Source organism: Dehalobacter sp., assembly GCF_030063005.1.
Classification (GTDB): domain Bacteria; phylum Bacillota; class Desulfitobacteriia; order Desulfitobacteriales; family Syntrophobotulaceae; genus Dehalobacter; species Dehalobacter restrictus.
This window is the reverse complement of sequence record NZ_JAPDHR010000043.1, coordinates 1-26,855: the sequence shown is the minus strand read 5'-3', so window position 1 is coordinate 26,855 and position 26,855 is coordinate 1. Positions and strand designations below refer to the sequence as shown.

The following is a 26,855-nucleotide window of genomic DNA, read 5'->3' as shown; positions in this document are numbered from 1 at the left end:
GAATAAATACGGCTGCAAAGATTAGAATCCAATAGATTAAATGAAGGACAAAAGAATATTTGAATAATCAGTTTGATATTAGATAACTGCATGGCAGTAAGCTAATGCTGATATAGTTAGGAGCAAAATCAAGTGCCTGTAAATTATCTGCCAGTGAACAGAGAAGATATGGAATGCCGGGGATGGGACCAGGTGGACTTCGCCCTGGTCAGCGGGGATGCCTATGTCGATCATCCCAGTTTCGGTCCGGCTATCATTTCCAGGGTCCTTGAAGACGCAGGATACAAGGTTGGAATTATTCCTCAGCCGGACTGGAAAAAGACAGAAGATTTTCAGAGACTTGGGCGTCCCCGGCTCGGATTTTTGGTGTCAGCAGGCAATATGGATTCTATGGTCAATCATTATTCAGTCAATAAAAAAATACGCGAAAAAGACTCCTATTCACCCGGCTGCAAAATGGGTTTACGGCCGGACCGGGCGACGATTGTCTATTGCAATAAAATCCGGGAAGCCTATAAGAACGTTCCGATCATCATTGGCGGTGTAGAAGCCAGTTTGCGGAGATTTGCCCATTATGACTATTGGAGCGATACCGTCAGAAAATCAATTCTGATTGACAGCAGTGCGGACTTGTTGGTCTATGGCATGGCGGAAAAGCAGATTGTGGAGATTGCCGCGTATCTGAATGACGGTTTGGAAGTGAAATATATCCGCCATATCCCCGGAACCTGCTATATGGCGGATTCTCTGGAAGAGGTAAGCAACGGCTATATTGAGATACCTTCCTTCAAAAAGACGGCAGAAGACAAAACAAAGTATGCGGAAGCTTTCAAGATCCAATATCAGGAGCAGGACCCGGTCAGAGGGAAAACCATCGTCCAGCAGCACGGCATAAAATATCTGGTGCAGAATAAACCGGAGATGCCTTTGTCTCAGGCGGAGCTGGATAAAGTCTATGGTCTTTCCTATCTAAAAAACGCACATCCAATGTATGATAGAGACGGGGGAATACCCGCGCTGGAGGAAGTTAAATTCAGTATTGTCAGCTCCCGGGGATGTTTTGGAAGCTGTGCTTTCTGCTCGCTGACCTTTCATCAGGGCAGAATCGTTCAGAGCAGGAGCGAGGAATCGATCTTACACGAAGCTGTGGGAATCACCAATTTGGAAGACTTCAAAGGATATATTCATGACGTTGGCGGACCGACAGCAAACTTTCGTCAGCCAGCCTGTCTTAAGCAATTGAAAACTGGCGCATGTAAGGAAAAACAATGCCTGCATCCCTCGCCATGCAAAAGCCTGCATATCGACCATCAGGAATACCTCGGGATTTTACGGAAACTCAGAAAACTGCCTAAAGTCAAGAAAGTATTTGTGCGCTCGGGGATTCGCTATGACTATATCATGGCGGATAAAAGCGAGCATTTTCTTAAAGAATTGCTCGAACACCATGTCAGCGGTCAACTAAAGGTAGCTCCGGAGCATATCTCACCTAAGGTCCTGCACGATATGCGTAAACCGGCCGGGAAAACCTTTGAACAGTTTAGGGAAAAATTCTTTAAAATTAACGAGCGTCTTGGCAAGAAGCAGTTTATTGTTCCTTACTTTATGTCCAGCCACCCAGGGAGTACGCTGGAAGCAGCCGTTGAACTGGCCGAATACTTGCGGGACATTCATTATCAGCCGGAACAGGTCCAGGACTTTTATCCGACTCCGGGAACGCTGTCTACGGCAATGTTTTATACAGGGCTCGATCCGCTGACTATGCAGAAGGTTTATGTTCCAAAAAGCAAAACGGAAAAAGCAATGCAGAGAGCGTTGCTGCAATTCAGAGAACCAAAAAAATATGCACTGGTCCACGCTGCCCTTGTTGAAGCAGATAGGACGGATTTGATAGGGTTCGGTCCCAAATGTCTGATCAGGCCCAAAGGCAAAACCGCCTATTCCGATCAGAACAAGGAACAAGATTCCGGTTATAACCAAAATAAACAGAAAAATATTGTTAAAGGCAAGCTCAATAAAGAGCAAGTAAATAAAGACCTTTTATCTAAGGCACGAATAAATAAGGAACATAAAAAAAAGATTACAGAGGACAGCAGAAAATCTCGGCGAACCGTAAAAAACGAAAAGATGGAAAAAGAAAGACAACAAAGAAGCCTGGGGAATAAGAAAAGAAATCTCAAAGAAAATCAAAAAGAAAAGCACCAGGGAAGTCGCACAGAGGCGTCAGGCAAGGTGACAGGGAAAGTCAAAAGGATGTCTCCGGGGAAGCCATCAGGGAAGGTAAAGAGAAAGCATTCGTTTTGACAGCAGGTCGGAACCTGATATATACTAAAGTGATAAAAAACGATTTCAGAGGGTTGGAAATTGAAGAAAAAAGTTGCAGTGATTAACCTTGGGTGCCCGAAGAACCAGGTTGACAGTGAAGTAATAACCGGCATGCTGGCGAAAGGCTTCGAGATAACAGCCGAACCGTCTGAAGCCGATATGATTGTTGTAAATACCTGCGGTTTTATTGAAGATGCCAAAGCAGAATCGATTGACACCCTTTGTGAAATGATCAATTTGAAAAATAGCGGTGCTCAGAAGAAGGTCTATGCTGTGGGATGTCTGGCTCAGCGTTATGGTGAAGAGCTGTTTAAAGAACTTCCTGAGCTTGATGGTGTGCTCGGGGACGGGGATCTGGATAAAATCCCCGAGGTCCTGGAAAGCTCCGGCAGCGAGAGAGTATACAGGAAAAAAGAAAAGCAGGACTATCTTTATGACAATGAGATGCCGAGGGTCCGTTTCAGCCCTTCTTTTTTTGCCTATGTCAAAATAGCCGAAGGCTGTGATAACCGCTGCAGCTATTGTGTCATTCCGCAGATCAAAGGCAGCTACCGCAGCAGGACAATGGAGTCAATCGTACAAGAAGTAAGGAAGCTCGCCGGCGAGGGTGTGAAGGAAATTGCGCTGGTAGCCCAGGATACAACCCGTTACGGCATTGACCTGTATCACGCTTACCGGCTGCCGGATCTTCTGGGGGAACTAGTAGAAATAGACGGTATACAATGGATTCGGCTGATGTATTGTTACCCGGAGGCAGTATCTGATGAACTGATTGACCTGATTGCGACGGAACCCAAGATATGCAATTATATCGATTTGCCCCTTCAGCATGCCGATAACGCCATACTTTCAAAAATGAACCGCAGAAATACAGCCGAAGAAGCAGAAACGCTGATCGGAAAGCTCCGTGAGGCTGTACCGGGTATCTTTATTCGTTCAACGTTCATTACCGGATTCCCTGGGGAAACCGAAGAACAGTTCGAGCATTTACTGTTATTTGTTAATAAAATGAAATTAGACCGCATTGGGGTTTTTGCTTATTCTCAGGAGGAAAATACACCTGCTGCGAACATGGCGAGCCAGGTGCCGCCTGAGATCCGGGAAGCCCGCAAAAATGCTGTTATGGCAACCCAAACGGAAATTGCAGATCAGATCCAGCAGCAAAGGGTCGGGCAAATCATCCGGGTCATTCTCGAAGAACAGACTGCCCCCGATGAATGGGTCGGACGGAGCGCGGGGGATGCCCCGGAGATTGACGGTCAGATTTACCTCAAGGTTCAGAAGAAACATTTGGCTGGTGAAATCATACAGATCAGAATTACAGAAGCGGACAGCTATGATATGGGAGGGGAGGAGCTCGAGTGAATCTGCCTAACACGCTGACTCTGATTCGAATTGCCATGATACCTTTGTTTATGGCCTTTTTATTGGTAAAAATGCCTGACGGTACTGCTTATTTTCCTTATCAGGACTTTGTAGCCGCGGGGATATTTAGCCTGGCGTCTGCGACAGACGGTTTGGACGGTTATTTCGCACGCAAGCTGAAACAAGTGACCAATCTCGGTAAATTTCTGGATCCGCTTGCCGACAAGCTTCTGGTTTCAGCCGCGCTGATTGCCCTGGTCGAGTTAAACCTCGTTTCAGCCTGGATTGTCTGGATTATCCTGGCCCGGGAGTTTGCAGTCACAGGGTTAAGAGCGATTGCTGCCGCCGAAGGCGTAGTGATCAGTGCCAGCAAGCTTGGAAAACTGAAGACGGTCACTCAGATCATTGCCATAGCACTGTTGATTCTGAGAGATTGGCCATTATCAACCCTTAACATACATATTGCCCAGCCTATGATCTATCTTGCGCTGATCATGACCATCATCTCCGGCGTGGATTATATCATGAAATCAAAACAGCTGTTTGTGCGTTCCAAATAAAAAGAGTAGTTCTAACTGTTCCGGTTTTGAATTTACCTGTTTAGTTGCCGGCGTAACAGCTAAGGGTGTCAACGGCTGCGATGATCTAGTTAAGTATCTAGGGTTGGTCTGGGTGTCACAATTCCGCTTACGGCAGATAGCGCCCTCCCTGGCGCTAACAGCCGCGCTCCGCATCCATGCTCCGCTTGACGCTGGAACTTGTGGCACCCAGACCTAATATGGGGTAATCAGGCTTGAATGAAATTATTTGAGCCATGAATTGAGAGGTAACAAAGTTCGGGGATAAGATTCTCCCGCGGTGAGATAATGACTGAGGGAGTGTGAAAAAAATGAAGGCCGAAATTATTTCCACGGGAACAGAATTACTGCTCGGAAAAACGCTGAATACGAGTGCCCATTATCTTACAGGACAACTTTCGGATCTCGGGATAGAAGTCCTCTACCATACGACGGTAGGAGACAACAAAGAACGGCTGACCGAAACACTAAAGAATGCGCTGCAGCGTTCCGGACTTGTGCTTGTCAGCGGAGGGCTTGGACCAACGGTAGATGACCTATCCAAAGAAATTGCTGCTGAAGTCTTAGGCCTGAAAATGAGCTATGATCCTGAAAGCATGCAGTCGCTGACGCAGTTTTATATCAATGACCGGATGCCACCAAGTACGGAAAAACAGGCTTATTTTCCGGAAGGTTCGATCCTGCTGCCGAACGATAAAGGAACTGCACAGGGGGCCCTTATCTGCAAAAATGACCAGTTTTGCGCGATCCTTCCCGGACCTCCTTCCGAAATGGAGGTTATGTTCCAAAAATATTTGCTGCCCAAACTGGAGCAGATCATCCTTCAGGATTCCGGACGGATGCAGGTGCGTATTCTAAAAATATTTGGACTCGGGGAACCGGAACTGGAACGGGAACTAACCGTTCTGATGCAGCGTAAATCCCCGTCTCTCACTTTGCTGGACAGGCATACCTACATGGATGTCAGGCTTACGGTCCGAAGCGGGGATGTCAGTCAGGCTGTCCGGCTCCTGGATCAGACGGAAGCAGAGATCCGCAGCAGGCTTGGGGACGGGGTATTCGGAAGCGGTACGGATACCCAGGCCGGTATAGTTGGAAAACTGCTTCTGAAAAACAACCTGACGCTGGCAACAGCTGAATCCTGTACCGGCGGTCTTCTGGGCGGAAGAATCACCGCCGAAGCCGGAAGCTCGGCGTATTATCTTGGCGGCGTTGTGAGTTATGCGAATTCAGCCAAAGAGACTTTGCTCGGGGTGAAAAGCAGCAGTCTGCTGCAGGAAGGTGCGGTCAGTGAACTTGTAGCCGGGGAAATGGCTGAAGGGACGAGGAAGGCCCTCGGCGCAGATCTTGGGATTGCGACGACCGGAGTTGCGGGACCCGGAGGCGGAACTGCGGACAAACCCGTCGGTCTGGTCTATATCGCCCTGGCTCATCCGGAAGGTATCGAGATCACTAAAAACCAGTTTGTCGGGAGCAGGGAATCCGTCAGAAATATGATCGTAGAAACTGCCTTGAATATGCTGCGGCTGTATTTGCTTAGGAAATGTAAGCAGTAGATGCTTGCCAAACGAGACAAGACTAACCGCTATGTAAAAATTTTACTTTTAAACGGATTGACAATAGACAGTCAGAAAAAGTATAATAGAAACCGAACATATGTTTTGTATAATCAAGAGGAGGCACGAAAAAATGGCTACTCCAGATAAACTAAAAGCATTGGATATTGCGCTGAGCCAAATTGAAAAGCAGTTTGGCAAGGGAGCGATTATGAAACTCGGCGAAGCTTCGGACAGAATGGCTGTTGAGACGATTTCAACAGGTTCATTGGCACTGGATTTGGCTTTAGGCGTTGGCGGAGTTCCCAGAGGCCGGGTAATAGAGGTATATGGACCGGAGTCTTCGGGGAAAACCACCGTAACGCTGCATATTATTGCTGAAGCACAAAAAACAGGCGGCGTTGCAGCTTTTATTGATGCAGAGCATGCCCTTGACCCAGTATATGCCCGTGCGCTGGGTGTGAATGTCGACGATCTGCTGGTTTCTCAGCCCGACACCGGCGAGCAGGCGCTGGAAATCTGTGAAGCCCTTGTTCGCAGCGGCGCGGTTGATGTCATTGTTATTGACTCGGTGGCGGCACTCGTGCCACGGGCTGAAATCGAAGGGGAGATGGGCGATTCCCATATGGGGCTGCATGCCCGTCTGATGTCCCAGGCGTTGCGCAAACTTACCGGGTGCATCAGTAAAAGCCATACCTGTGTCATCTTTATTAATCAGATCAGGGAGAAAGTCGGCGTGATGTTCGGCAACCCGGAGACGACGACCGGGGGACGAGCGCTGAAATTTTATGCTTCAGTCCGGCTGGAAGTCAAAAAGCAGGATGTCATCAAGCAGGGGCAGGAAATCATCGGCAACCGGACCCGCGTAAAGGTCGTCAAAAACAAGGTTGCACCGCCGTTTAACTTTGCTGATTTCGACCTGGTTTATGGCGAAGGGATATCCAGGGAAGGCAGTATTGTCGATATGGGATCGGAAACAGGTGTCCTTATGAAATCGGGCGCCTGGTATTCCTACAATGGCGAAAGGCTTGGACAGGGAAGAGAGAATGTCAAGGACTTTCTGCGTCAGCATCCAGATATTGCTGCAGAGATTGAGAGCAAAGTGCGCAATCTGGTTCTGGTCTCGAAAGACAAGACCAAGGGCGCTCAGGACGACAGCATGAATGATGAGTAGAAAGCAGGCCTCATCGAAAAAAAGTGTGCTAGGTGCTGCGCTGGATTTCTTGAGCCGCAGGCGGCTGTCTGCCAGCCAGCTTGCCGGCAGACTGGAGGCTAAAGGCTATTCCGCAGAGGAAAATGCTGAAGCTCTCCGAAAGCTAGAAGAATGGAAATATATTGATGACCGGCAATATGCCTTGTCTTATATTAAAAGTAAGGAAACAAGGTTTTCCCGGACCAGAATATGTATTGAACTGCAAAAAGCTGGTCTGGACGATCGGATGATCTCTTGCGTCATGGATGAATACTTTCCCGAGCAGCAGGAGGTTGAAAACTGCCTGCTGCTTGGCCGTAAAATGTTTGAGCAGGAGTATAGGAAATACCAGAAAAAATCCCTAAACGATCAAAACAGAAGTATCCCTCCAAAAGAGTTATACTTAAGGAAAAAGGTCGGGGACAAGCTTTTAGCGAAGGGCTATCAATTGGATATAGTCAAAAAAGTACTTGGAGAGATTATTATTTTCGATAATCTGTAAGTATTTAGTATACTTTGTTATCCCACCAACTTGACATTATTTGCACATTTCATTAAACTAATATTAAATGGATCTGTTTCTAGTAAATTTTTAACCTTTCAAGGTTTTCTCTTATATTAAACTGAACATCTCAGCTGCACCGGGTATCGGTGTAGCTATATTTAAGGGAAAAATAATCGAACGAGGGTTATAGATTTTACGGAACTGGTCTGACCAGTTTTTTGTTATTTTTACGAAATATTTAATACTATAATTAAAGGAGGTGAAGCTTTGGAAATATCAGGCTTAATTGCAGTTGTTATTGTACTCGCCGGATTGGCGATTGGCAGTCTGATCGGCTGGTTCATACGCAAATCATCTGCGGAAAAAATGATTGGATCTGCTGAAATAGAAGCAAAAAGGCTTTTAAAGAATGCTGAGGCAGAAGCTGAAGCCAAAAAAAGGGAAAAAATCGTTGCAGCTAAAGAAGAGGTTATGCAGCTTCGCAATGATATTGAAAAAGAGACCAGAGAAAGACGTAGCGAGATCCAACGTATGGAAAGACGCAATCTTCAGAAGGAAGAAACCCTTGAAAGAAAAACCGAAGCTCTGGAACGTAAGGAAGAAAATTTACATCGCAGAGAATCAGACGTTGAAAAACAAAAACTTGATTTAAATGAACTCCTGGCTAAACAGGTAGCTGAGCTGGAGAGGCTTTCCGGTCTGACTCCTGAAGAAGCCAAACAATTGCTGCTAAAAAGTGTCGAGGAAGAAGTACGTTACGAATCGGCAATCATGATTAAGGAATATGAGACCCGGACAAAAGAAGAAGCTGAAAAACGCGCTAAAGATATTATTTCTTTGGCTATACATCGTTGTGCGGCAGACCATGTCGTTGAAAGCACAGTTTCAGTGGTTGCCCTGCCGAACGATGAAATGAAAGGCCGTATCATTGGCCGAGAGGGCCGGAATATCAGAGCTCTTGAGACTTTAACGGGCATTGATTTGATTATTGACGATACGCCTGAGGCCGTTATTCTGTCAGGATTTGATCCGATCAGAAGAGAAGTTGCCAGAGTCGCTCTGGAAAAACTGATTTTGGACGGACGTATTCATCCGGCCAGAATTGAAGAGATGGTTGAAAAGGCGCAGAAGGAAGTTGACCAGAAAATCAGGGAAGAAGGGGAACAGGCAACCTTCGAAACCGGGGTTCACGGTATACATCCAGAACTGATTAGACTGCTTGGCCGGCTGCGTTTCAGAACCAGTTACGGACAAAATGTTTTGAGACACTCTATCGAGGTATCCCATCTGGCCGGGTTAATGGCTTCCGAACTTGGTGTTGATGTCCAGACCGCAAAACGCGCCGGACTTTTGCATGACATCGGCAAAGCCGTTGACCATGATACCGAAGGCACGCATGTCGAGATTGGCGTTGATCTCTGCAAAAAGTACAAGGAATCATGGGATATCATTCACGCGATTGAGGCCCATCACGGCGACACTGAACCCAAGACAATTGTCGCAGTACTTGTTGCCGCTGCAGATGCGGTATCAGCTGCCAGACCTGGTGCCAGACGCGAAACTTTGGAATCCTACATTAAAAGGCTTCAGAAGCTTGAGGAAATTGCCGAGACATTTGAAGGCGTTGAAAAATCCTACGCGATTCAGGCCGGCAGAGAGATTCGCATTATTGTGAATCCGGAGAAGATTGATGATGCACTTGCACCAAGGTTCGCGCATGATATTGCAAAGAGAATTGAAGAAGAACTGGAATACCCCGGACAGATCAAGGTTGTCGTAATGCGGGAGACCCGCGCAGTAGATTACGCGAAGTAATCTGTCGCAACGTCGGTGCCACAGAGATACCATGCGTATAAGATGATGATGATGTTAAGATTTTGATACGTTACGTATAACAAAGCAGGTGTTAGGCCTGCTTTGTTTATGTATCAGAAAGTTAAGTACTCTCTGAACCAGCCAAATTTTCTTTATATTGGTATGTTGGGACAAAATAGGTTATAATTGCTAGGGCACACCGGGAAGGACTTCGCGTCTCCTTGAAGAATTACTATATGTTTTGGAGAAAGCTCTACTATTTCACATTCGGGAAAGGATTATCAAGATGGCCGCTTCAGAAGTCATAACTGCTGAATCAAATTATCTGAATTACAGTACGGGATTACTTGTTTCTATTTTGCTGTGCTATCCGGAAGTTGTAACGATCAGCTGCAATCAGGAGCAGCAGACCATGATACTTAAATTCCTGGTCGTCAAGGAGTGCGGCTTTGAAGCGCTTCAGAATAAACTTCGGCAGGCCTTGGAATTGTTTCATCAGATTGAAGGTCGGAAAATTCAGCTTTTAAGTATTGAAAAATTTGAACAGGAACTGAACCTGATTGTGATCAGCAGAGATTTAAGCAGTATTACCCACACCGAAATCAACCTCATAGTAGAAATCATGAAAAGCGAGCTTGGCGCTAAGCTGATTACTGATGAATGCAGCCTGCCTGAAGAAGAGATCATACTGCAGGAAGAAATCATTAATCATATGATGGCAGCTGTACGTTCTAACGGAACAGAAAAAAACATTACAGCGGTACGGGAAGACGGCAGAGTACTTGTTTTCAATGGTTGAACCAAGGGGTTAGTGCAAGTAAAGGAGTACCTTATGCAGATTCTTTTTATCGGTGATATCGTCGGCAGACCGGGAAGAGAAGCGGTGGCTGCTTTTCTTCCCGAACTCCAGAAAGAGCATAAACTTGATCTGGTGATTGCCAATGCTGAAAATGCCTCAGGCGGGCGGGGACTTACCAAAGAAGTCGCCTATGAGTTATATGATTACGGAATCCACTTTTTGACGATGGGCAACCATGTCTGGGACCAAAAGGAAATTATAAAGTTTATTGATGATGAAACCAAGCTGATCCGGCCTGCCAATTACCCGAAAGGGGCACCGGGAAAAGGCTATGGTTTTGTTATTCGCAACGGAATAAAGACGGGGATTATCAATTTATCAGGCAGAATCTTCCTGCCTCCGTTGGAAAACCCTTTTACGATGGTCAATCAAATTATCAATATGATGGCTGTGGAGACCCCGGTGATCATTGTCGATTTTCATGCCGAGGCGACCTCGGAAAAAGTTGCGCTTGGCTGGTTTCTTAACGGCAAAGTAAGTGCAGTTCTTGGTACACATACCCATATCCAGACTGCGGATGCCAGGGTACTGGACCAGGGCACGGCATATATTACAGATGTTGGAATGACCGGCCCGCGTGATTCGGTCTTGGGAGTCAAAAAAGAGATCATTATTAATAATTTTCTGACGCAGATGCCGGCGAGATTTGAAGTGGCCGACGGGGTGAACCAGCTGAATGCTGTGGTGCTTCAAATAGATGAAAAAACCGGCAAAACACAGCGTATTATTCCTATCCAAAAATAGACATCCTGCACCAAATAAGGTGCAGGATTTTTCACACAGAAAATACCAAATCAGACATTTCTAAAAAGAGGATTTTTTTACTATTACGCGAATAGTATATAGCATCAAAGTGGAAATACATGTAAAAAGGATCGATTGGGAGGTATTAGATAATGGATGTGTTAAAAGTCTCAGCAAAATCAAGTCCTAATTCAGTAGCTGGAGCGTTAGCAGGAGTACTTAGGGAAAAAGGCGGAGCTGAATTGCAGGCAATTGGCGCAGGCGCATTAAACCAGGCAGTAAAGGCAGTTGCTATTGCCAGAGGTTTCGTTGCTCCGAGTGGTCTTGACCTGGTTTGTATTCCGGCTTTCACCGATATCCTGATTGAAGGAGAAGAGAGGACTGCGATCAAACTGATTGTCGAACCCAGATAAACCCAATGATTCTAAACCTGCCTGCTTGGGGGCGGGTTTTTTTAATATATCAGAAAGTATTTGTACTTTCTGATTTAGCTAAGTGCAACTAAGGCAGTCGCTAAAGGATTGGTATCAGTCAAGCTTTCCAAATAAGTAGCCTTCTGCCCGATTATCCTTTAGAATACAAATAAAGGAGCAAAATTTGACCATGAAAAATATATGGATTGCCGACGGTCATTGCGACAGCATTGGAGATTATGCTGCCGGAAAAAGAAATTTGAAAGAAACAGCAAAATTTGGACACTGGGATTTGACTAGGGCAAAACAGGCCAATCTCGGTCTGCAGTTTCTGGCTGCCTATATTGAAAGTGAATACAAACCGTTTCAGGCGGCCTGGAGGGGACTGGAATTACTCGAAGCCGCACTTAGGTTCATTGATCATAATTCCAGTGAGGTATTTTTAGTAAGAACCCAAGAAGACGCAGCCCAGTTAGGCCGGACCAATAAGCTGGGCCTGCTTATCAATATTGAGGGCGGAGAAATTCTTGGCGAAAACATTTTTATGCTTGATCTGATTTTCAGGCTCGGAGTCAGAAGCATTGGCCTTACCTGGAATGAAAGGAATGCGATCGGCAACGGCGTCGGGGAAAGCGAAGGAAGCGGCGGTTTATCTAGTTTTGGCTTTCAGGTAATCGAAAGAATGAATCAGCTTGGGATGGTAATCGACGTCTCCCACCTAAATGAGGCAGGTTTTTGGGATGTGCTGCGGCATTCTGAACGTCCGGTCATCGCTTCCCATTCCTGTGCCAAAGCGTTATGCGGCCATCGCCGGAACTTGACTGACCACCAGCTGCGTGCGCTAGGAGACAAGAAAGGTCTGGTTGGGGTCAATTTCTGTGAGGATTTCCTGAGTGATACCGGAAAAGCAACTATAGATGATGTTGTCCGGCACATTTGCCACATCGCAGAAGTAGCGGGAGTCGATGCCGTTGGCTTCGGATCGGATTTTGACGGAATTGAGACGACGCCGGAAGGGCTGGAAAATGTCGGTACATTCCCGTATCTAGTGGAAAAATTGTCTCAGTGTGGTTTTAATCAGAACGAAATAGCCAGAATATGTTATGGGAATTATGTCAGGTTTTTGAGCGATGTCTTAATGTGAAAATTCTTAGAGGTAAACATATCATGAAATACCAGACAAGATTTGAGGCCGACCTGCATTGTCATACGACTGCTTCAGACGGGATCCTTACACCGGAAGAAGTCGTTAAGTCTGCGGCAGAAGTCGGATTGAAAGCTTTGGCCATCACGGACCATGATAGCATCAATGGCTGGGCGGAGGCAGAACAGGCTGCAGCTGAGACGGGGATCTGTCTGGTTAAAGGCATAGAGATCAACACCGACTGGGTGGGCAAGGAAGTCCATATCCTCGGGTATGAGTTACAAGAGGGCAATGAGGTTCTTCATACCAGGTTGCAGGAACTGCGGGAAAAAAGAGTGCAAAGAATAAGAAAGATCCTTCAGAAGCTGGAACAGCTCGGAATCACCCTGACCTTTGAGGAAGTAAGTCAGTTTGTCAATGGGGATTCTGTCGGCCGGCCCCATGTGGCTCAGGCCATGATCAGGCATGGGGATGCCGCCAATCTGAAAGACGCTTTCGAGAGATTTTTAAAGATAGGAAGGCCGGCTTACGTTCCCAGGTATAAGCTTGACCCTGTGGAAGCTATTGCAATTATAAGAGAAGCCGGAGGCGTAGCCGTGCTTGCGCATCCGGGCAGCCAATGTACGGAACCCGAGATTGCCGCATGGGTCGACTCCGGGCTGCAGGGGATTGAAGTCTATCATCCCGACCACGGTGTGGAGGAACGAAATTACTTTAAAGCATTGGCAGAAAGAAAGAGCCTTCTGATTACAGGCGGATCTGATTTTCATGGTCATGCGATTAAGCCTGGCATAAAATTAGGCTCTTGGGGAGTTGGTATGGAGGCCATTCAACAAATTGAGCAGCTGAGGAGGAAGATGACATGAAGCTCGCAGTAAGAATGGGAAGTCTGCAAACATCCATTTTTTCACAATTGGCGTCGTTGAAAGAAGAGCTTAAACGTGAAGGCAAAGCGCTCGTTGATCTAAGTGTAGGAAGCCCTGATTTGCCTCCGTCTCTGGAGATCAGAAAAATAATTAGTGAGCAGAGCCTCGATGAAAAGGCGTATGGGTATACACTGACCAGAGGAATTCCGGAGTTCCGGGAAGCTTGCTCATTATGGTATAAAAGAAGATTTAACGTCGATATTGATCCTGCGACGGAAGTGCTTCCGGTCATGGGCTCCCAGGACGGTCTAACGCATATTTTCTGGGCGTTTATTGATAAAGGCGACGCTGCTTTCATCCCTGATCCTGGTTATCCGATTTATTCAGACGGATTGGCGCTGGTCGAAGGTGAAAAGGTTGTACTGCCGTTATTGGAAACGAACGATTTTCTGCCGGACCTCAATCGGATCCCCCCCCAGACCGCTGACCGGGCTAAACTGATGGTCCTTAACTATCCTAATAATCCAACCGCTGCTGTTGCACAGGAGACTTTCTTTAATGAAGTCGTCAGGTTTGCCTCCAAACATGAAATTGTGGTTTGTCATGATGCTGCCTATACAGAACTGGCTTTTGACGGCTACAGGCCATCAAGCTTTCTACAGGCCAAAGGAGCAAAGGACGTAGGGGTAGAGTTTCATTCCCTTTCCAAGTCGTATAATATGGCCGGAGTGAGACTTGGCTTTGTGGTAGGCAATAAAGAAGTCATCAGAGCACTGGAAACTATCAAATCCAATATTGACTATGGGAGTTTTCAGCCTGTATTGAAGGCCGGAGTTGCTGTCTTAAGCGGCGGTGATCAGACCATCCTCGCCAATCAGCAGACTTATAAAAACAGAAGGGATATCTGGGTCGACGGATGTGCCAGAGCCGGCTGGAAGATGAACAGGCCCAAAGGATCCATGTTCGTCTGGGCCCCGGTGCCCACGAAGCAGGATTCGTTATCCTTTGCGTTTGAATTGGCCAGCGAGGCTGGCGTTCTTGTCGTGCCGGGCATTGCCTTTGGCCGGTATGGCGAGGGATATGTCAGGGTTGGGCTGGTTCAGGATGAGACGAAGCTTCAGGAAGCGGTTCAGCGGGTTGGAACTTTTTTAGCCGGGAAGGATTAAAAACAATCTGAAGCGTATAGAATAGCTGTATAAGAATATAATTCTGTTCCGGGAGATGAAAGTTTGAGCACGAATGAGGAAACCGTCCTGTTGACTCATAGAATTATGGAACTGGAAAAACAGCTTGATAATCTGCGTTTAAGCAGGAGAGTCCTCATGGACCTGCTTGAGCAGATTGAAAAGGAAAATAAGATCCTTACGCAAAAGCTTGATCAAAAAAGCAGACATCTTCAGAAATACAAAAAGATAAACCAGCATAAATCGGTTTATTCGCAGGATTTTGAATTATATGAATTTAAGGATTATTTGAAAGAATAAGCAGTATAAAGTCTTTGCTCGGGTTAGTCTCCGTAATGGATGGCCACTTTCGGTAAGTTGCATCTGTAGTTTGTGAAAGCTTGTTTTAATCGTACAAGTTGCTTTGGAATTGCTGTACAGGTAACTTGGAAACTAGTGCCTGTTATCAGCCGAGTGAAGGATTTCTTCCATAGAATTTTGTGGGGTATGGTGGTTATGGATTAAGCGCTGGATTTCGGGAGAGAGTCCTGCCCGGGCAGCCAGTCGTTTCCCCCAAGCAGGATGCTGTGTGTAAATCACCAGCGTCTTGCCGAAAACTGATTTGCTTTGGCGAATGATGTTTTTGATCCGCTCCGGTAAATAATCAAAGACAACAATAAATATTCTCTGCCACAGAAGCAGATGGATCACTGATTTTCCGCAGTCATGGAGAAGCGCACCACTTAATAGGTTATGGTAAACTTCTTTTCCATAACCATTTTCAATAAGACTGCTCTGTTCCTGGATATCCCGAGCGACATCGAGTGCATGCCTTTGCTCTGTAAGGGTCTGCTTCAGAAACAGCTGTCTTTCCCGCTCCGACAGTACGGCATTTAGCCAGGAGTATTCATTCTCATTTACAACCGGGTGCAGCGCACTGCGTAATTGTTTGATCCGATAGAACATCATTCAGTTCCTTTTTATTTTGACTTTAATCTCATTCTTATTCTATTATACCCTTACGATTTATAATTTCTAGTGTCTTAATAAGCTTAGGCATAATCATGGATCGTCCTAGATAGCTTTCTTTATTAAGTAAATTCTATTGTTATCATTTGTACATTAGGTTATGCTATTTTGTATTACATTACACATTTTGCAGAGGAAGTCACACCGGGGGGATACGATGCGCCATAAATTTGAAGCCCAGCTTCAGGAGCTGAAGAAAAAAATAGTAGAGATGAGCGTGTTAGTTGAGAAGGCGCTAGAACAGGCCATGGAAAGCTTGAAGAACAGGGATATGGCTCTGGCGGAAAAGGTCATCCGTGATGACGGCCAGATCAATGATTCTGAGCAGGATATCGAGCTGCTCTGTACCCACCTTGTTGCAACCCAGCAGCCGTTTGCCTCGGATCTCCGCAATATTGTTGCAAGCTATAAAATCATTTCCTCTCTGGAAAGAATGGGCGATCTCTCTGTCGATATTGCCAAAGTATCCTTGCGGATCGGACCAGATCCACTGATCAAGCCGTTGATTGACATGCCGAAAATGGCTGAGATAGCAGTCCAAATGATGCGTACGGCCGTCCAGGCTTTTATCTGTGAAGATGTTGAACTTGCACGGTCTCTGGCTGAGACCGACCACAAAGTGGATCATTACTATAAACTGATTTTTAACGAACTGAATGAGATGATGGCGAAAGACTCGGCAATATCAGGCCAGGCGGTCTACCTGCTTCTAGCGACCCGCTATATCGAAAGAATCGGCGATTACTGTACAAATATCGGGGAAGAAGTTATTTATATGCAATTAGGCGTTAGGGAAAATTTAAACAAATAGACAGAAATATACATGGAATTCTATATTCTATTTTGACCATCTGCTAAAGAACCCGGGCGTTGCCGGGTTAATTTTTTTTATAATTTTATGATTGGAAAGATACCTTGTCATTTCCTGCCTTTATCAAGCGTAATAATAAAAAAACAGCTTGTAAAGGGAGGATTTGACTTGAACATAAAATGGAAGGAATTATGGGATGCTAATCCGGACATTTTCAGTGTATCCGGATGGGAAGAATGTCCAGAAGAAGTCAGGAAAGGTTGGCATCTGCCTTCCCAATTTGATTATTTCAGTGCCGGGGATATCAGCTTCAGAGTTGGAATCATCGCTGCGCAGGGAGTCTACCGGGAGGAAGACTTTCTTTTGGGCGGGATTCTGTGGGGAAGGCATCTAGGAAATGGCAGCAGGACTTTGATTTATTATGTGGCAAAAGAATTTTCTCCTGTATTTTTAGGTGCGGTTTCTCAAATAGGAGGCATGCTGTTTGCCAGGACGGTATTTTGGCGGGAAAAATTAACCCCAAATTTATATGTCCTGGCAGAAAAAGATTACGATAAAGGCTTTTTTCGGTTGGATACAGGAGAGTTGCACCCCGGTTGGGAACACTGGCAAAGAGAATTAAATCCGGTGGCCTGGAATCACCTGACGGTGATCAACCGCTATTTTCAAAGCCTGGCCAAGAGAAGAGTCCGGGCAGTATCCGAAAAGAATAAAATCACCTATTGCTGGGGAAATATTCAAATTGCCGAGTTTAAAAAGAAAGGGAACAAGTTTGAACTGTCTACTAAAGTAAAATGGACCAGGAATAAAAATATTGCTTCCAAATTTCTAAAGTTGGGGTGGGTCGATTTCTCCGGAAATCTTAATGATGAATTTTGCAGAGCCATTAATGGGATACTGGAACTGCTGGAGAATATGGAGATCAATGGCAGCCTTGATTCCAGGGAATTATTAGATCTTAAGATCATCTATGACAGGGAATTTATCCCCCAATATTTTGGAAAGTACCTGGAGGTTCCCTGGTATCCAAAAGACTTCAGTGATTTGATTGAAAGCCGGCAACTGTATTTTTTCCAACGGGATCAATCTATTAGGATGATTAAACCTGTTTTGGAGAAACCATCGCTAAAAGTTGTACAAACGTTGCTGGCATTTTCAGCTTTTGAAAACTATACGAAGCATCACCAAGGTTTCCCGGGATATCCGCAACTGGAGTGGAACCACAAAATATTCCTTTTTTGCGAAGCCGATTACATGGAAGAATTGCGTCTGTGCCAATCCTGGCTGAAGCAGCCCGACAACTATCCATTGATCATTATGCCCAAAGAATGGCGGACGGAGGGCTTTAAAGGAGTAAAAGATAACTTCATTGCATTCGGCATCGATGCATAGTAAGATTGTGGTAAGGAAAAAATGCCACATACGATGGAGCCGTGCTGCATGCGATTATTTATCAGCCTGAATTTTAGTGAACACAGTCTTGACCAATTCGAAAAATGGCAGGATGAACTTAAGGTTAAAGGTCTCCGCGGCTATTGGCGCAGACGTGATAACTTGCACCTGACGCTGCGTTTTTTAGAAGAAGTGGAAGAAAAGGATCTTGATGCTTTGCAACAGACCCTGACGGGTGTTTCGGGACGTATCGGTGAATTTGCGGTTGCTTTTGATTCCCTTGGTGTCTTCCCGAATATCATACAGCCTCGGATACTATGGGCCGGGATAAGAAAAGAACCGAAGCTGATTCAGCTGCAAAAGCAGATCCAGCACGCGACGAGCCAATTTGGAGCACCGCCTGATACCAGGCCTTTTAAACCTCATCTTACTTTAGCGAGCGGCGGCATCAAGGGTATCGACCAAAATATCCTAAATTGGGGCAGTACGCTTGATCTTAAAGAGACTGCCGTCCATTATGCTTTAATGCAAAGCAAAGTGGAGAAAGGCATTCGGCAATACCTGACAGTTGCCCGGTACCGGATCTGATCATTCCATCATTTGTCGGGAAACATGGACAGATAAAGGAGAAAAGATGGTAACCTATAGACATGCAAAGCTAAGCGATGTGGAAGATATTATTAGCCTGATCAATTATTATGCAGAACAGGGACTCATGCTGCCCAGAACCCGAAGTGCGCTGTATGAAGGAATCAGGGAGGTCATTGTAGCGGTAGAGGATGACCGGATCGTCGGAACCGGCGCTTTACATATTACCTGGGACGATCTCGCTGAGATCAGGGCACTGGCGGTTGAGGAAAGCTACAGAGGGAAGGGGTTAGGCCGCAAGATTGTTGAGCTACTTTTGGAAGAGGCCAAGGAGCTCCATTGCCCCAAGGTATTTACCCTGACGTATCAGGTAGATTTCTTCAAACATATGGGATTCGAAATCACCGAAAAGGATTCAATGCCCCATAAGGTCTGGAAAGAATGCATCAATTGTGTTAAGTTTCCTAATTGTGATGAAAATGCCTTGATTCTTTACTTAAAATAGGGGGTTCAATGACTGTAAAAAGTGTAAAAATTTATACGGACGGAGCCTGTTCAGGCAATCCCGGGCCGGGAGGTTGGGCGGCAATCCTGAAGTATGGTGAACATGAAAGAGAGATCAGCGGCTTTGAGGGCAATACAACCAATCAGCGCATGGAGCTGACAGCGGCAGTCCAAGGACTTGCTGCCCTGAAAGAAAGCTGCAGTGTCCAGGTCCACAGTGACAGTGCCTATTTAATTAATGCATTTGAACAAAACTGGCTTTCTCGCTGGCAAAAGAATGGCTGGCAGAGTTCGCAAAAGAAACCGGTTGAGAACCGTGATCTCTGGGTATCGCTTGTGGAACTCACGGCAAAGCATGACGTTGTCTGGGTTAAAGTCAAAGGTCATTCCGGACATCCCGAGAACGAACGATGTGACGAACTTGCCCGCAAAGCGATTGCCGAAGCTTTGGCCTAAATCAAGTTCTAAAAGATTGGTTTTTCCCTAATAAATCATGCAATTCGGCTTATTTAGTCTTGTTTTTGCAAATAATTTCGTTATAATAATTCATAAGGCAAGTTAATAGCGATACATAAGATTACTTTAATAATGAACAAAAATTAAAGGAATAACCATATATTCCTTTAATTTTTTGAGTTTTCTTTCAGTATATACAAGGTACTAGAATCAATATGACGATATGGAAGGGATTATGGATGGCAAAATTTCTAGAGTATCAAGGTAAGGAATGGCTTGCCAAGGCGGGAATACCCGTACCGAAGGGCAGGTCGGCATCTTCTCCGGAAGAAGCACAGCAAGCGGCAGAATGGATTGGCAAGTCCGTAGCTGTCAAAGGTCAGGTCCAGGCAGGAGGACGAGGAAAAGCCGGGATTGTAAAACTGGTCGAAACTCCGTCCGAAGCTTCGGCGGCAGCTGCTGAAATACTGGTAAAGACAGTCAAAGGACTCCCTGTCAGACAGGTTTTAATTGAGGAGAAACTGGCGATCAAAAAAGAATACTATTGTTCATTTGTCATTAACAATGCGAGAGACGCCCGCTGCCCGATGCTGATGTTCAGCTCAGAAGGCGGCATGGATATTGAAAGTGTTCCTGAAGAACTTATTTTTAAGATGAATATTGACCCTATTTTTGGTCTGCAGATTTACGATGCGATCGATTTTTGTGTCCGAGCTGGCATTCCAAATAAAGAATTGAGTAAGTTTGCTTCTTTCCTGACGAAGCTGTCCCAAGTCTACAAAAAGTATGACTGCCAGACACTGGAGATCAATCCGTTTGTCATGACGGAGGATGGAAGCCTGATTTGCGCAGACTGCAAAATGGAGATTGATAACAGTTCTGTGGGCCGACATCCGGAATTCGGCATTAAAATTGCCCGCGATTTGCCTGGTGAAGTCACCGAACTCGATATGATCGGCTGGAGCATTGAAGAAACAGATGCCCGTGGAACCGGCTTTCTGATGAATATGGGTTATGACGAAGTAAGCCCCGGCTATATTGGCTATCATCCGATCGGCGGCGGTTCGGCGATGATGGGACTTGATGCGCTGAATCAGGTAGGACTCAAACCTGCCAACTATGCCGACACGAGCGGCAATCCTGTTGGATCCAAAATCTATCGCGTTGCCAAGAGCGTACTGTCGCAGCCCAATATTGACGGTTATCTTCTTGGTGGTTTTATGATGGCGAATCAGGAGCAATGGCACCATGCCAATGCGATTGTCAAAGTACTGTGGGAAGAGCTTCCGAAGAAGCCCGGCCTGCCTTGCGTTCTGTTACTCTGCGGCAACCGCGAGGATGAATCCATGGAGATTCTGCGCAAGGGTCTGGCAGAGCTTATGACTTCGGACGGAATTGGCAAAAGAATTGAAATATACGGAAAAGAGCATGTCACGGATACGAAGTTTATCGGTCAAAGACTTCTGGCTCTGGCCAAAGAATACAGAGCGGAAAAAGATGCTCAGGGAAAGTAGGAAAATGCCATGCTGGAAATCAAAGAAAAAAGTATTACCATAGGCATCGATACCAACAAGTGTGACACATGTGAAACCAAAGCGTGCGCAGCAGCTTGTAAAAAATATGCCAGAGGGTTACTTCAAATTGTTGACGGGAAACCATCCGTCGAGCATCTGAGCGCAGAGGAAGTTCTCCGGCTTGGAACAGAATGTCTGGCTTGTGAGATCGCCTGCAAGTTCGAAGGGAATAAGGCTTTGACCATCAATATTCCGATTGCGGGTCTTGATGTCTATCTAACCAAACGCGGTTTACAATAGTTCATTTGCATATCAGAAAGTATAAATTACTTTCTGATATATCTAAGTGCAGCTAAGGCTGTCACCAGCCAATTTTCTTTTACAAAATTAAAATGAGGGATAAGAATGGGTATTTTAATCAGTGACCGGTCTAAAGTCATTATCCAGGGAATTACCGGCCGTGAAGGATCTGTAAGAACCAAATACATGAAAGAATATGGCACCAAAGTCATCGGCGGAACCAGCCCAGGGAAAAAAGGGGACGAGGTTCATGGCATCCCCGTCTATAATACGGTTAAGGAAATTGCCAAAGAACACGATGAAATTGACTTTAGCGTCATCTTTGTGCCGGGCAGTGTTCTGAAAACCGCTGTTTTTGAAGCTGCCGACGCGGGTGTCAAAAATGTTATTCCGTGCGTTGAAGGAACACCCATCCATGATATTATGGAAATGGTCGCTTATTGCAAGTTGAGAGGAACCCGCTTAATCGGCCCCGGATCCATTGGCATTCTGACACCGGGAGAAGCAGTTGTTGGCTGGCTTGGTGGCAATGTCGAGTGGGCTAACAAGTTCTTTAAGAAAGGTAATATCGGTGTCTTTTCGCGCAGTGGCGGACAATCAGGGACCATTCCTTGGGTATTAAGAGAAGGTGGTTTCGGCGTAAGTACGGTTGTGCATACCGGAACCGAGCCTATACTTGGAACATCTATGGCTGATTTGCTGCCCTTATTCGAAGCAGATCCTGAAACAAAAGGTGTAGCCGTCTATGCTGAGATCGGCAGCTCTCAGGAAGAGGAATGTGCCGATGTTATTGCGGAAGGCAAATTCACAAAACCTTTCGTAATCTACGTAGCCGGAGCCTGGGCTCCCGAAGGCCAACGTTTTTCCCATGCTTCCAATATTGTCGAACGCGGCCGCGGGTCAGCGAAGAGTAAAATTGAAGCTGTCCTTAAAGCGGGCGGTTTTATCGCTGAAACGCCAATAGATATCCCCATTATTTTGAAGGATAAAATTAAGGAATAATGATTGATTCTTGGTATCGTCCGGTCAGACGAAAATTCCCTCAGTGATTTAATGCATTTTAGAGTTGACAAAGTACTTAGCATTGTTACCCAAAAATCTTAAAGGTAAAAATAGGAGGCATATTCAAAATGGCTGTTATGAGATCGATTCTTTATGTACCGGGAAATAACCCGAAGATGGTTGAGAAAGCGCCAAGCTTTCCTGCTGATATCATCACGCTGGATCTGGAAGATTCCGTACCGCCGGCAGAAAAGGAAAATGCACGCAAAATTATTGCCGAGAATCTGAAATACGCCGGTTCCAATGGTTCCCAGGTTTATGTCAGAATTAACAACTGGGAAACAGAATTAACCAACGATGACCTTGAGGCTGTCGTTTGGGAAGGTCTTCATGGCGTAACGCTTGCCAAGACTGGACATCCAGATGATGTCAAGCGTCTGGACTGGAAGCTCGAAGAGCTGGAGCGCCGACGTGGTCTGGAAGTGGGTTCCGTCAAAATTTCTATGCTACTGGAAACAGCAAAAGGAATCATGAATGCATATGAGTGCTGTATGGCCAGCAAACGTAACGTGAATGCTATTTTTGGCGCTGTAGATTATTGCCGCGACATGCGGATTAAACTAACCTCTGAAGCGAATGAGCAGCTGTGGGGACGCGCCAAAGTCGGTGTTGCCTGCCGTGCAGCCGGTATCGTAGCAATTGACGCACCGTTTGTTGCTTACCAGGATATTCCCGCTTTCGAGAAGAACGTTGCCGATGGCAAACAGATGGGCTATGAAGGTCGTATGATTATTCATCCGGGCCAGGTCGAACCGTCCAACCGTCTGTATGCTCCGGACCCGGCCGATGTAGAATGGGCTAACGGCGTTGTCAAAGTGTTTGAAGAAGAGGGTATTGCCAAAGGAAAAGCAGCCGTATCCTACAACGGAAAAATGGTGGATACTCCCGTATACCTGAATGCCAAAGATATTCTGGCTGCTCAGGCTGAGATTGAAGCGAAAGAAGCTTGAGCTAAGGTTGCTCTAAAGTTTTATATGACTCGCGTGACACAATGTCTGGCTGCCCCTGTAGGGGCGGCCAGACATTGTGAGCTATTTAATCCGCTTCAAATCAATATAACGTATTGATCCCAACATCCGAGGACAATTTCACCGATTCTGATACTTACTTTCAAAAACAAAATGGTTGATTTTTTGTTTTCATTCATGAGATAATTTAACGAAACGCCTTTATAATTTGTTTACATAAGTAATGTGTCAAATAACGACAATGTATTACTTAAAAAAGCATACTGAATAAAAAAGACTTAAGCCAAAAATAAAACGAAAAAAACCACAAAGTGAGAGGAAGATGTGAATGTCCCGGATTAAAAACCTGCGTGAAGAGGCTTTGGCGTTTCACGCTGTAAGGCCTGGTAAACTTGAAGTAAAAGTAACGGTTCCTGCCAATGACAGGGACGATTTGACGCTGGCCTATTCCCCCGGAGTGGCTGATCCTGTGAAAGAAATTGCAAAAGATTTAGCGAATCTCGATGTTTACACCAACCATGCCAACTATGTCTGTATCGTTTCCGATGGAACAGCCATTCTCGGGCTTGGCAACCTCGGTCCAGCAGCGGCTATGCCTGTCATGGAAGGAAAAGCCCTTCTGTTTAAAGCCTTTGCCGACGTTGACGCCTTCCCGATTTGTGTAAATACAAATGATATTGATAAAATTGTTGAGCTTGTCGAGTTAATGGCCCCGACTTTTGGCGGTGTTAACCTTGAGGACATCAAAGCTCCCGAATGTTTTGAAATTGAAGGAAAGTTAAAAGCCCGTAATATTTTCAAAGGACCGATCTTCCATGATGATCAGCATGGAACGGCTGTTGTTACCTTGGCGGGTCTTTTTAATGCGCTGAAAGTCGTCGGCAAGCGTATAGATAAAATCAAAGTCGTAACGAACGGCGCCGGAGCCGCCGGGATTGCAATCATCAAGCTGATGATGAGTATGGGACTGAAAAACGTCATTATGTGCGATACCAAAGGTGCGATCTATAAAGGACGCCCTGAAGGTATGAATAAATATAAGGACGAAATCGCTGAAAAGACAAATTATGAAATGTGCACAGGCAGCCTCAGAGACGCGATCAAGGGTGCGGACGTCTTTATCGGCGTATCAGCTCCAGATTCTATTGACGAAGAGATGATTAAATCCATGGCCAAAGATCCGATCGTCTTTGCTCAGGCCAATCCGATTCCAGAAATCTGGCCGATTGAAAGAGCCATCAATGCCGGCGCTGCTGTCATCTCGACCGGACGTTCCGACGTTATCAATCAGATCAACAACGTTCTGGCTTTCCCGGGCATGTTTCGCGGTGCGATTGATGTCCGCGCAACCGATATCAACGATGCAATGAAAATTGCTGCCGCTCAAGCAATTGCCAACTGCGTTAAACCGGAAGAATTGTGTGCCGACTACATCATCCCAAGTGCTTTTAATCCTGAAGTTGCCGCTGCTGTCGCTGCTGCAACAGCCAAAGCTGCAATGGAATCCGGTATTGCCAGGAATCCGATTGATCCTGCCTTAGTGGCAGAAAATCTGAAGAAGAGACTGGCGAACCAGTATAAATAAGATTGCGGTTTGACGCTTACACCGCATGATATGTTGTCAAGCCTCTCGGCGTTAATCTTCGATATCAAATAATTTCTGGATTTGAAGAGGCTCTATCATAACTTGAGCGGTGCAGCCATGCACAGATCACAGCTCTCCCGTTCCCGCAGCTAAAAAACTCTGCAACAACAGATAAAATTCTATATGGATGTTATATCGGGGAATTTGCATAGTCCTTCTTGTATGCTTCTGATTCCTTACAATTTATTCATAGGCAGAGAGATCTATTATGTTTCTGTCCATATCCTTTAGCCGTAAGGCTTGATGCTGATACCGAATACATAATTGGAAAATTTATTATATGTATGCGCATACTCTTAGTTTTTATTTGTTAATATCAAACAAGTTATATATAAAATCAAGAATTGTTCTTCATTTATCTCTCTTAAATCAGTTTCCAAAATATCTTCGATTCTGTTAATTCTATACATCAATGTATTTCTGTGAATGTATAGATTTTTAGCAGTTTGTGAAATGTTGCATCCACTTAAAAGATAGCTTCGTAAGGTTGTTAAGAGCATGTCGCCATTTTTTTTATCATAGGCAGAAATTTTGAGGATTTGCTGATTGCATAAACTTTTTAACCCAGTAGATTCATTCAGTGAACTAATGATGTGTTTACTATAACATTCTTCAAAAAAACAATATCTTTTATGGGAAAAAGGCGCTCCTTCTTTTAATGCGGCTTTACTTTGTTTATAAGCATATTTTATACTCATAAAGTCGTAAAATTCCATGCTTATACCAGCGTTTACGTTCATTTCTGATAATAGTTTTTCAAATTCCTTAAAATCAGCTTCTCCTTCGCCTTCATAAACTAATTTATTTTCTTTTGTTTTTACGATTACAACAATTCCGTTTTCATATCTAAATAAAATACAGTTTTTAAAAATTACTTTCAGACGAAACATAATAAAGTAAAGTTCCTGATGAGACTTGGAAAGATCTTGTCCGCTTACATAAAAAAGCTTGAATGTATCATTCATTTTCCAACCTTGCTTCTTTAAGTAATACTCCACGATGCCCTCTTCAACAGAATACCCACTTAGTATTCGATCAATAAAATAAGGGATATCTCTATCGGGGATAGTAGTTTCTACGATATTTTCAAAATATATCCCCATCATCTTCGCAAAATAGGTAACAATTGAGCACTCTCCTTTTGTAAAATCACAATTTATGTCAGTTGCCCCTAAAAATCCATTCAGATGGTTTTGACTAAAAACAGGACCTAACAACCAGCAATTGTCTTGAAATTCTTTAGGAGGGCGAATAAGAAAACTGGAATCAGATCCTTCCAGTTTTTCATAAAACATGTTTCTATAAGTATCGGGAAAAATATCTACAGGAGCATATCCCTTCGTAAAGGCGGTTTTCCATATACTTCCTTCAATTGTTTTAGAATTCAAGACTCCACCTTGACCAATAAATTTAAATGAAATATCGAAAAGCGCAATCGGATTGGATAAAGGCTCTGCCCCTTTATCAAGGATGATCTGGAGAGATTTGCGCTGTAAAATATATTCCATCATAGTTTCTCCCCAACAATTATACTTGTCAAAAATGTCCTGGATTTGTTGAAAAACGAGCTCTGAATTAATATTTCCGTCTATGATAATTGCCTGATAACCGTAAGCCAGTATGGTACTTTTATCAATCTTACCTAATACAACAATGTTAAGTTTTTTTGGATTAACATCTAGAGACGGGATTTCTTCAGGAAACAACAGATATAAATAATCCGTGGTGATGTTCTTTTGATCCAGAGGTAAACGTCGAACTCCGCATAAATTTAACGGGAATTCATCATCTGCGATTATTTGAGGATGATACCGTTTTAATTCATCATAAAGAATAAAAATATTGATTTTCATAATCTTATCCTACCGTTCAACATTCTGGTAAATTTTATCTGCCTTTTCAAGCCCAATTATTTCCAGCTCGCTTAACTGGCTTTCATATAAAGTCCCATTCCTTTCGCTGTGCTCAAGGCACAAAAATTTAATGAAAGTTCCCCCTGTGGTATAATTTAATAGGATAAGCAGATACACTACAGAGCACGGGGAGGTGAGTGGTGTAGGG

At 44.8% G+C, this 26,855-nt stretch carries 27 protein-coding genes; 24 read left to right on the top strand and 3 right to left on the bottom strand.

The genetic code is table 11. The features are described 5' to 3' along the window. Positions 1-168 precede the first annotated feature (168 nt). The 14 genes from OKX56_RS11650 (at position 169) to OKX56_RS11585 (ending at position 14,846) form a co-directional block, all read left to right on the top strand. Entirely contained in the window at positions 169-2,304 is a 2,136-nt protein-coding gene (locus OKX56_RS11650) for a YgiQ family radical SAM protein (RefSeq protein WP_345787671.1), read from the top strand. 60 nt (positions 2,305-2,364) lie between these two features. Further along, positions 2,365-3,690 (top strand): 30S ribosomal protein S12 methylthiotransferase RimO, encoded by a 1,326-nt coding sequence (rimO, locus tag OKX56_RS11645; RefSeq protein WP_019226763.1) that lies wholly within the window; start codon positions 2,365-2,367, stop codon positions 3,688-3,690. After that, positions 3,687-4,250, top strand: coding sequence for a CDP-diacylglycerol--glycerol-3-phosphate 3-phosphatidyltransferase (gene pgsA / locus OKX56_RS11640; protein ID WP_019226762.1), 564 nt, complete (start codon positions 3,687-3,689; stop codon positions 4,248-4,250). The genes rimO and pgsA overlap by 4 nt, the downstream gene beginning before the upstream one ends. Positions 4,251-4,579: 329 nt before the next feature. Continuing rightward, entirely contained in the window at positions 4,580-5,824 is a 1,245-nt protein-coding gene (locus OKX56_RS11635) for a competence/damage-inducible protein A (RefSeq protein WP_019226693.1), read from the top strand. A gap of 133 nt (positions 5,825-5,957) precedes the next feature. After that, positions 5,958-6,998: a recombinase RecA gene (recA, locus tag OKX56_RS11630; RefSeq protein WP_019226692.1), complete on the top strand. Its 1,041-nt coding sequence runs from the start codon at positions 5,958-5,960 to the stop codon at positions 6,996-6,998. Next, positions 6,988-7,518, top strand: a complete 531-nt coding sequence (locus OKX56_RS11625; RefSeq protein ID WP_019226691.1) for a regulatory protein RecX — start codon at positions 6,988-6,990, stop codon at positions 7,516-7,518. Before recA ends, OKX56_RS11625 begins: the two co-directional genes overlap by 11 nt. Before the next feature lie 249 nt (positions 7,519-7,767). Next, positions 7,768-9,336, top strand: a complete 1,569-nt coding sequence (gene rny / locus OKX56_RS11620) for a ribonuclease Y (protein ID WP_176714405.1) — start codon at positions 7,768-7,770, stop codon at positions 9,334-9,336. 286 nt (positions 9,337-9,622) lie between these two features. After that, complete coding sequence (locus tag OKX56_RS11615; protein WP_019226690.1) at positions 9,623-10,135, top strand: hypothetical protein; 513 nt, start codon at positions 9,623-9,625, stop codon at positions 10,133-10,135. A gap of 33 nt (positions 10,136-10,168) precedes the next feature. Continuing rightward, a complete protein-coding gene (locus OKX56_RS11610; protein WP_019226689.1) occupies positions 10,169-10,939 on the top strand; it encodes a TIGR00282 family metallophosphoesterase in 771 nt (256 codons plus the stop codon). A 152-nt stretch (positions 10,940-11,091) separates the two neighbouring features. Then, on the top strand, positions 11,092-11,352 hold the full coding sequence (locus OKX56_RS11605; protein WP_015042391.1) for a stage V sporulation protein S: 261 nt from the start codon (positions 11,092-11,094) through the stop codon (positions 11,350-11,352). A gap of 190 nt (positions 11,353-11,542) precedes the next feature. Next, on the top strand, positions 11,543-12,496 hold the full coding sequence (locus OKX56_RS11600; RefSeq protein ID WP_019226688.1) for a dipeptidase: 954 nt from the start codon (positions 11,543-11,545) through the stop codon (positions 12,494-12,496). Between the two features lie 23 nt (positions 12,497-12,519). Then, positions 12,520-13,362, top strand: a complete 843-nt coding sequence (locus OKX56_RS11595) for a PHP domain-containing protein (protein ID WP_019226687.1) — start codon at positions 12,520-12,522, stop codon at positions 13,360-13,362. Next, complete coding sequence (locus OKX56_RS11590) at positions 13,359-14,528, top strand: aminotransferase class I/II-fold pyridoxal phosphate-dependent enzyme (RefSeq protein ID WP_019226686.1); 1,170 nt, start codon at positions 13,359-13,361, stop codon at positions 14,526-14,528. The genes OKX56_RS11595 and OKX56_RS11590 overlap by 4 nt, the downstream gene beginning before the upstream one ends. A gap of 63 nt (positions 14,529-14,591) precedes the next feature. Further along, complete coding sequence (locus OKX56_RS11585; protein WP_015042395.1) at positions 14,592-14,846, top strand: hypothetical protein; 255 nt, start codon at positions 14,592-14,594, stop codon at positions 14,844-14,846. Positions 14,847-14,978: 132 nt separating this feature from the next. On the opposite strand, the gene OKX56_RS11580 is transcribed toward OKX56_RS11585, so the two are convergent. Beyond that, entirely contained in the window at positions 14,979-15,494 is a 516-nt protein-coding gene (locus OKX56_RS11580) for an HDOD domain-containing protein (protein WP_242837048.1), read from the bottom strand. 217 nt (positions 15,495-15,711) lie between these two features. Between OKX56_RS11580 and phoU the strand changes: the two genes are divergently transcribed. The 10 genes from phoU (at position 15,712) to OKX56_RS11530 (ending at position 24,734) form a co-directional block, all read left to right on the top strand. Next, the gene (gene phoU / locus OKX56_RS11575) at positions 15,712-16,365 is read left to right on the top strand and encodes a phosphate signaling complex protein PhoU (protein WP_019226684.1); all 654 of its coding nucleotides are present in this window, start codon (positions 15,712-15,714) and stop codon (positions 16,363-16,365) included. A 168-nt stretch (positions 16,366-16,533) separates the two neighbouring features. Continuing rightward, positions 16,534-17,757 carry a hypothetical protein gene (locus OKX56_RS11570; RefSeq protein WP_019226683.1) on the top strand — a complete coding sequence of 408 codons (1,224 nt, stop codon included), beginning with the start codon at positions 16,534-16,536 and terminating at the stop codon, positions 17,755-17,757. Between the two features lie 48 nt (positions 17,758-17,805). Further along, positions 17,806-18,345, top strand: coding sequence for an RNA 2',3'-cyclic phosphodiesterase (gene thpR / locus OKX56_RS11565; RefSeq protein WP_019226682.1), 540 nt, complete (start codon positions 17,806-17,808; stop codon positions 18,343-18,345). A gap of 46 nt (positions 18,346-18,391) precedes the next feature. Further along, complete coding sequence (locus OKX56_RS11560) at positions 18,392-18,850, top strand: N-acetyltransferase (protein WP_019226681.1); 459 nt, start codon at positions 18,392-18,394, stop codon at positions 18,848-18,850. Between the two features lie 8 nt (positions 18,851-18,858). After that, positions 18,859-19,305 (top strand): ribonuclease HI, encoded by a 447-nt coding sequence (rnhA, locus tag OKX56_RS11555; RefSeq protein ID WP_019226680.1) that lies wholly within the window; start codon positions 18,859-18,861, stop codon positions 19,303-19,305. Between the two features lie 239 nt (positions 19,306-19,544). Then, the gene (locus OKX56_RS11550; protein ID WP_019226679.1) at positions 19,545-20,819 is read left to right on the top strand and encodes an ATP-grasp domain-containing protein; all 1,275 of its coding nucleotides are present in this window, start codon (positions 19,545-19,547) and stop codon (positions 20,817-20,819) included. Between the two features lie 9 nt (positions 20,820-20,828). Next, positions 20,829-21,119 carry a hypothetical protein gene (locus OKX56_RS11545; RefSeq protein ID WP_019226678.1) on the top strand — a complete coding sequence of 97 codons (291 nt, stop codon included), beginning with the start codon at positions 20,829-20,831 and terminating at the stop codon, positions 21,117-21,119. Positions 21,120-21,224: 105 nt separating this feature from the next. Beyond that, positions 21,225-22,121 (top strand): succinate--CoA ligase subunit alpha, encoded by an 897-nt coding sequence (locus OKX56_RS11540; RefSeq protein ID WP_019226677.1) that lies wholly within the window; start codon positions 21,225-21,227, stop codon positions 22,119-22,121. 128 nt (positions 22,122-22,249) lie between these two features. Beyond that, positions 22,250-23,131: an HpcH/HpaI aldolase/citrate lyase family protein gene (locus OKX56_RS11535; RefSeq protein ID WP_019226676.1), complete on the top strand. Its 882-nt coding sequence runs from the start codon at positions 22,250-22,252 to the stop codon at positions 23,129-23,131. Positions 23,132-23,477: 346 nt separating this feature from the next. Continuing rightward, entirely contained in the window at positions 23,478-24,734 is a 1,257-nt protein-coding gene (locus OKX56_RS11530; protein ID WP_019226675.1) for an NAD(P)-dependent malic enzyme, read from the top strand. A gap of 356 nt (positions 24,735-25,090) precedes the next feature. Here the strand turns inward: OKX56_RS11530 and OKX56_RS11525 are convergent, their stop codons facing one another. Beyond that, a complete protein-coding gene (locus OKX56_RS11525; RefSeq protein WP_019226674.1) occupies positions 25,091-26,647 on the bottom strand; it encodes a PucR family transcriptional regulator in 1,557 nt (518 codons plus the stop codon). A 9-nt stretch (positions 26,648-26,656) separates the two neighbouring features. After that, on the bottom strand, positions 26,657-26,855 hold a 199-nt coding region (locus OKX56_RS11520), incomplete at its 5' end, for a hypothetical protein (RefSeq protein ID WP_287896505.1).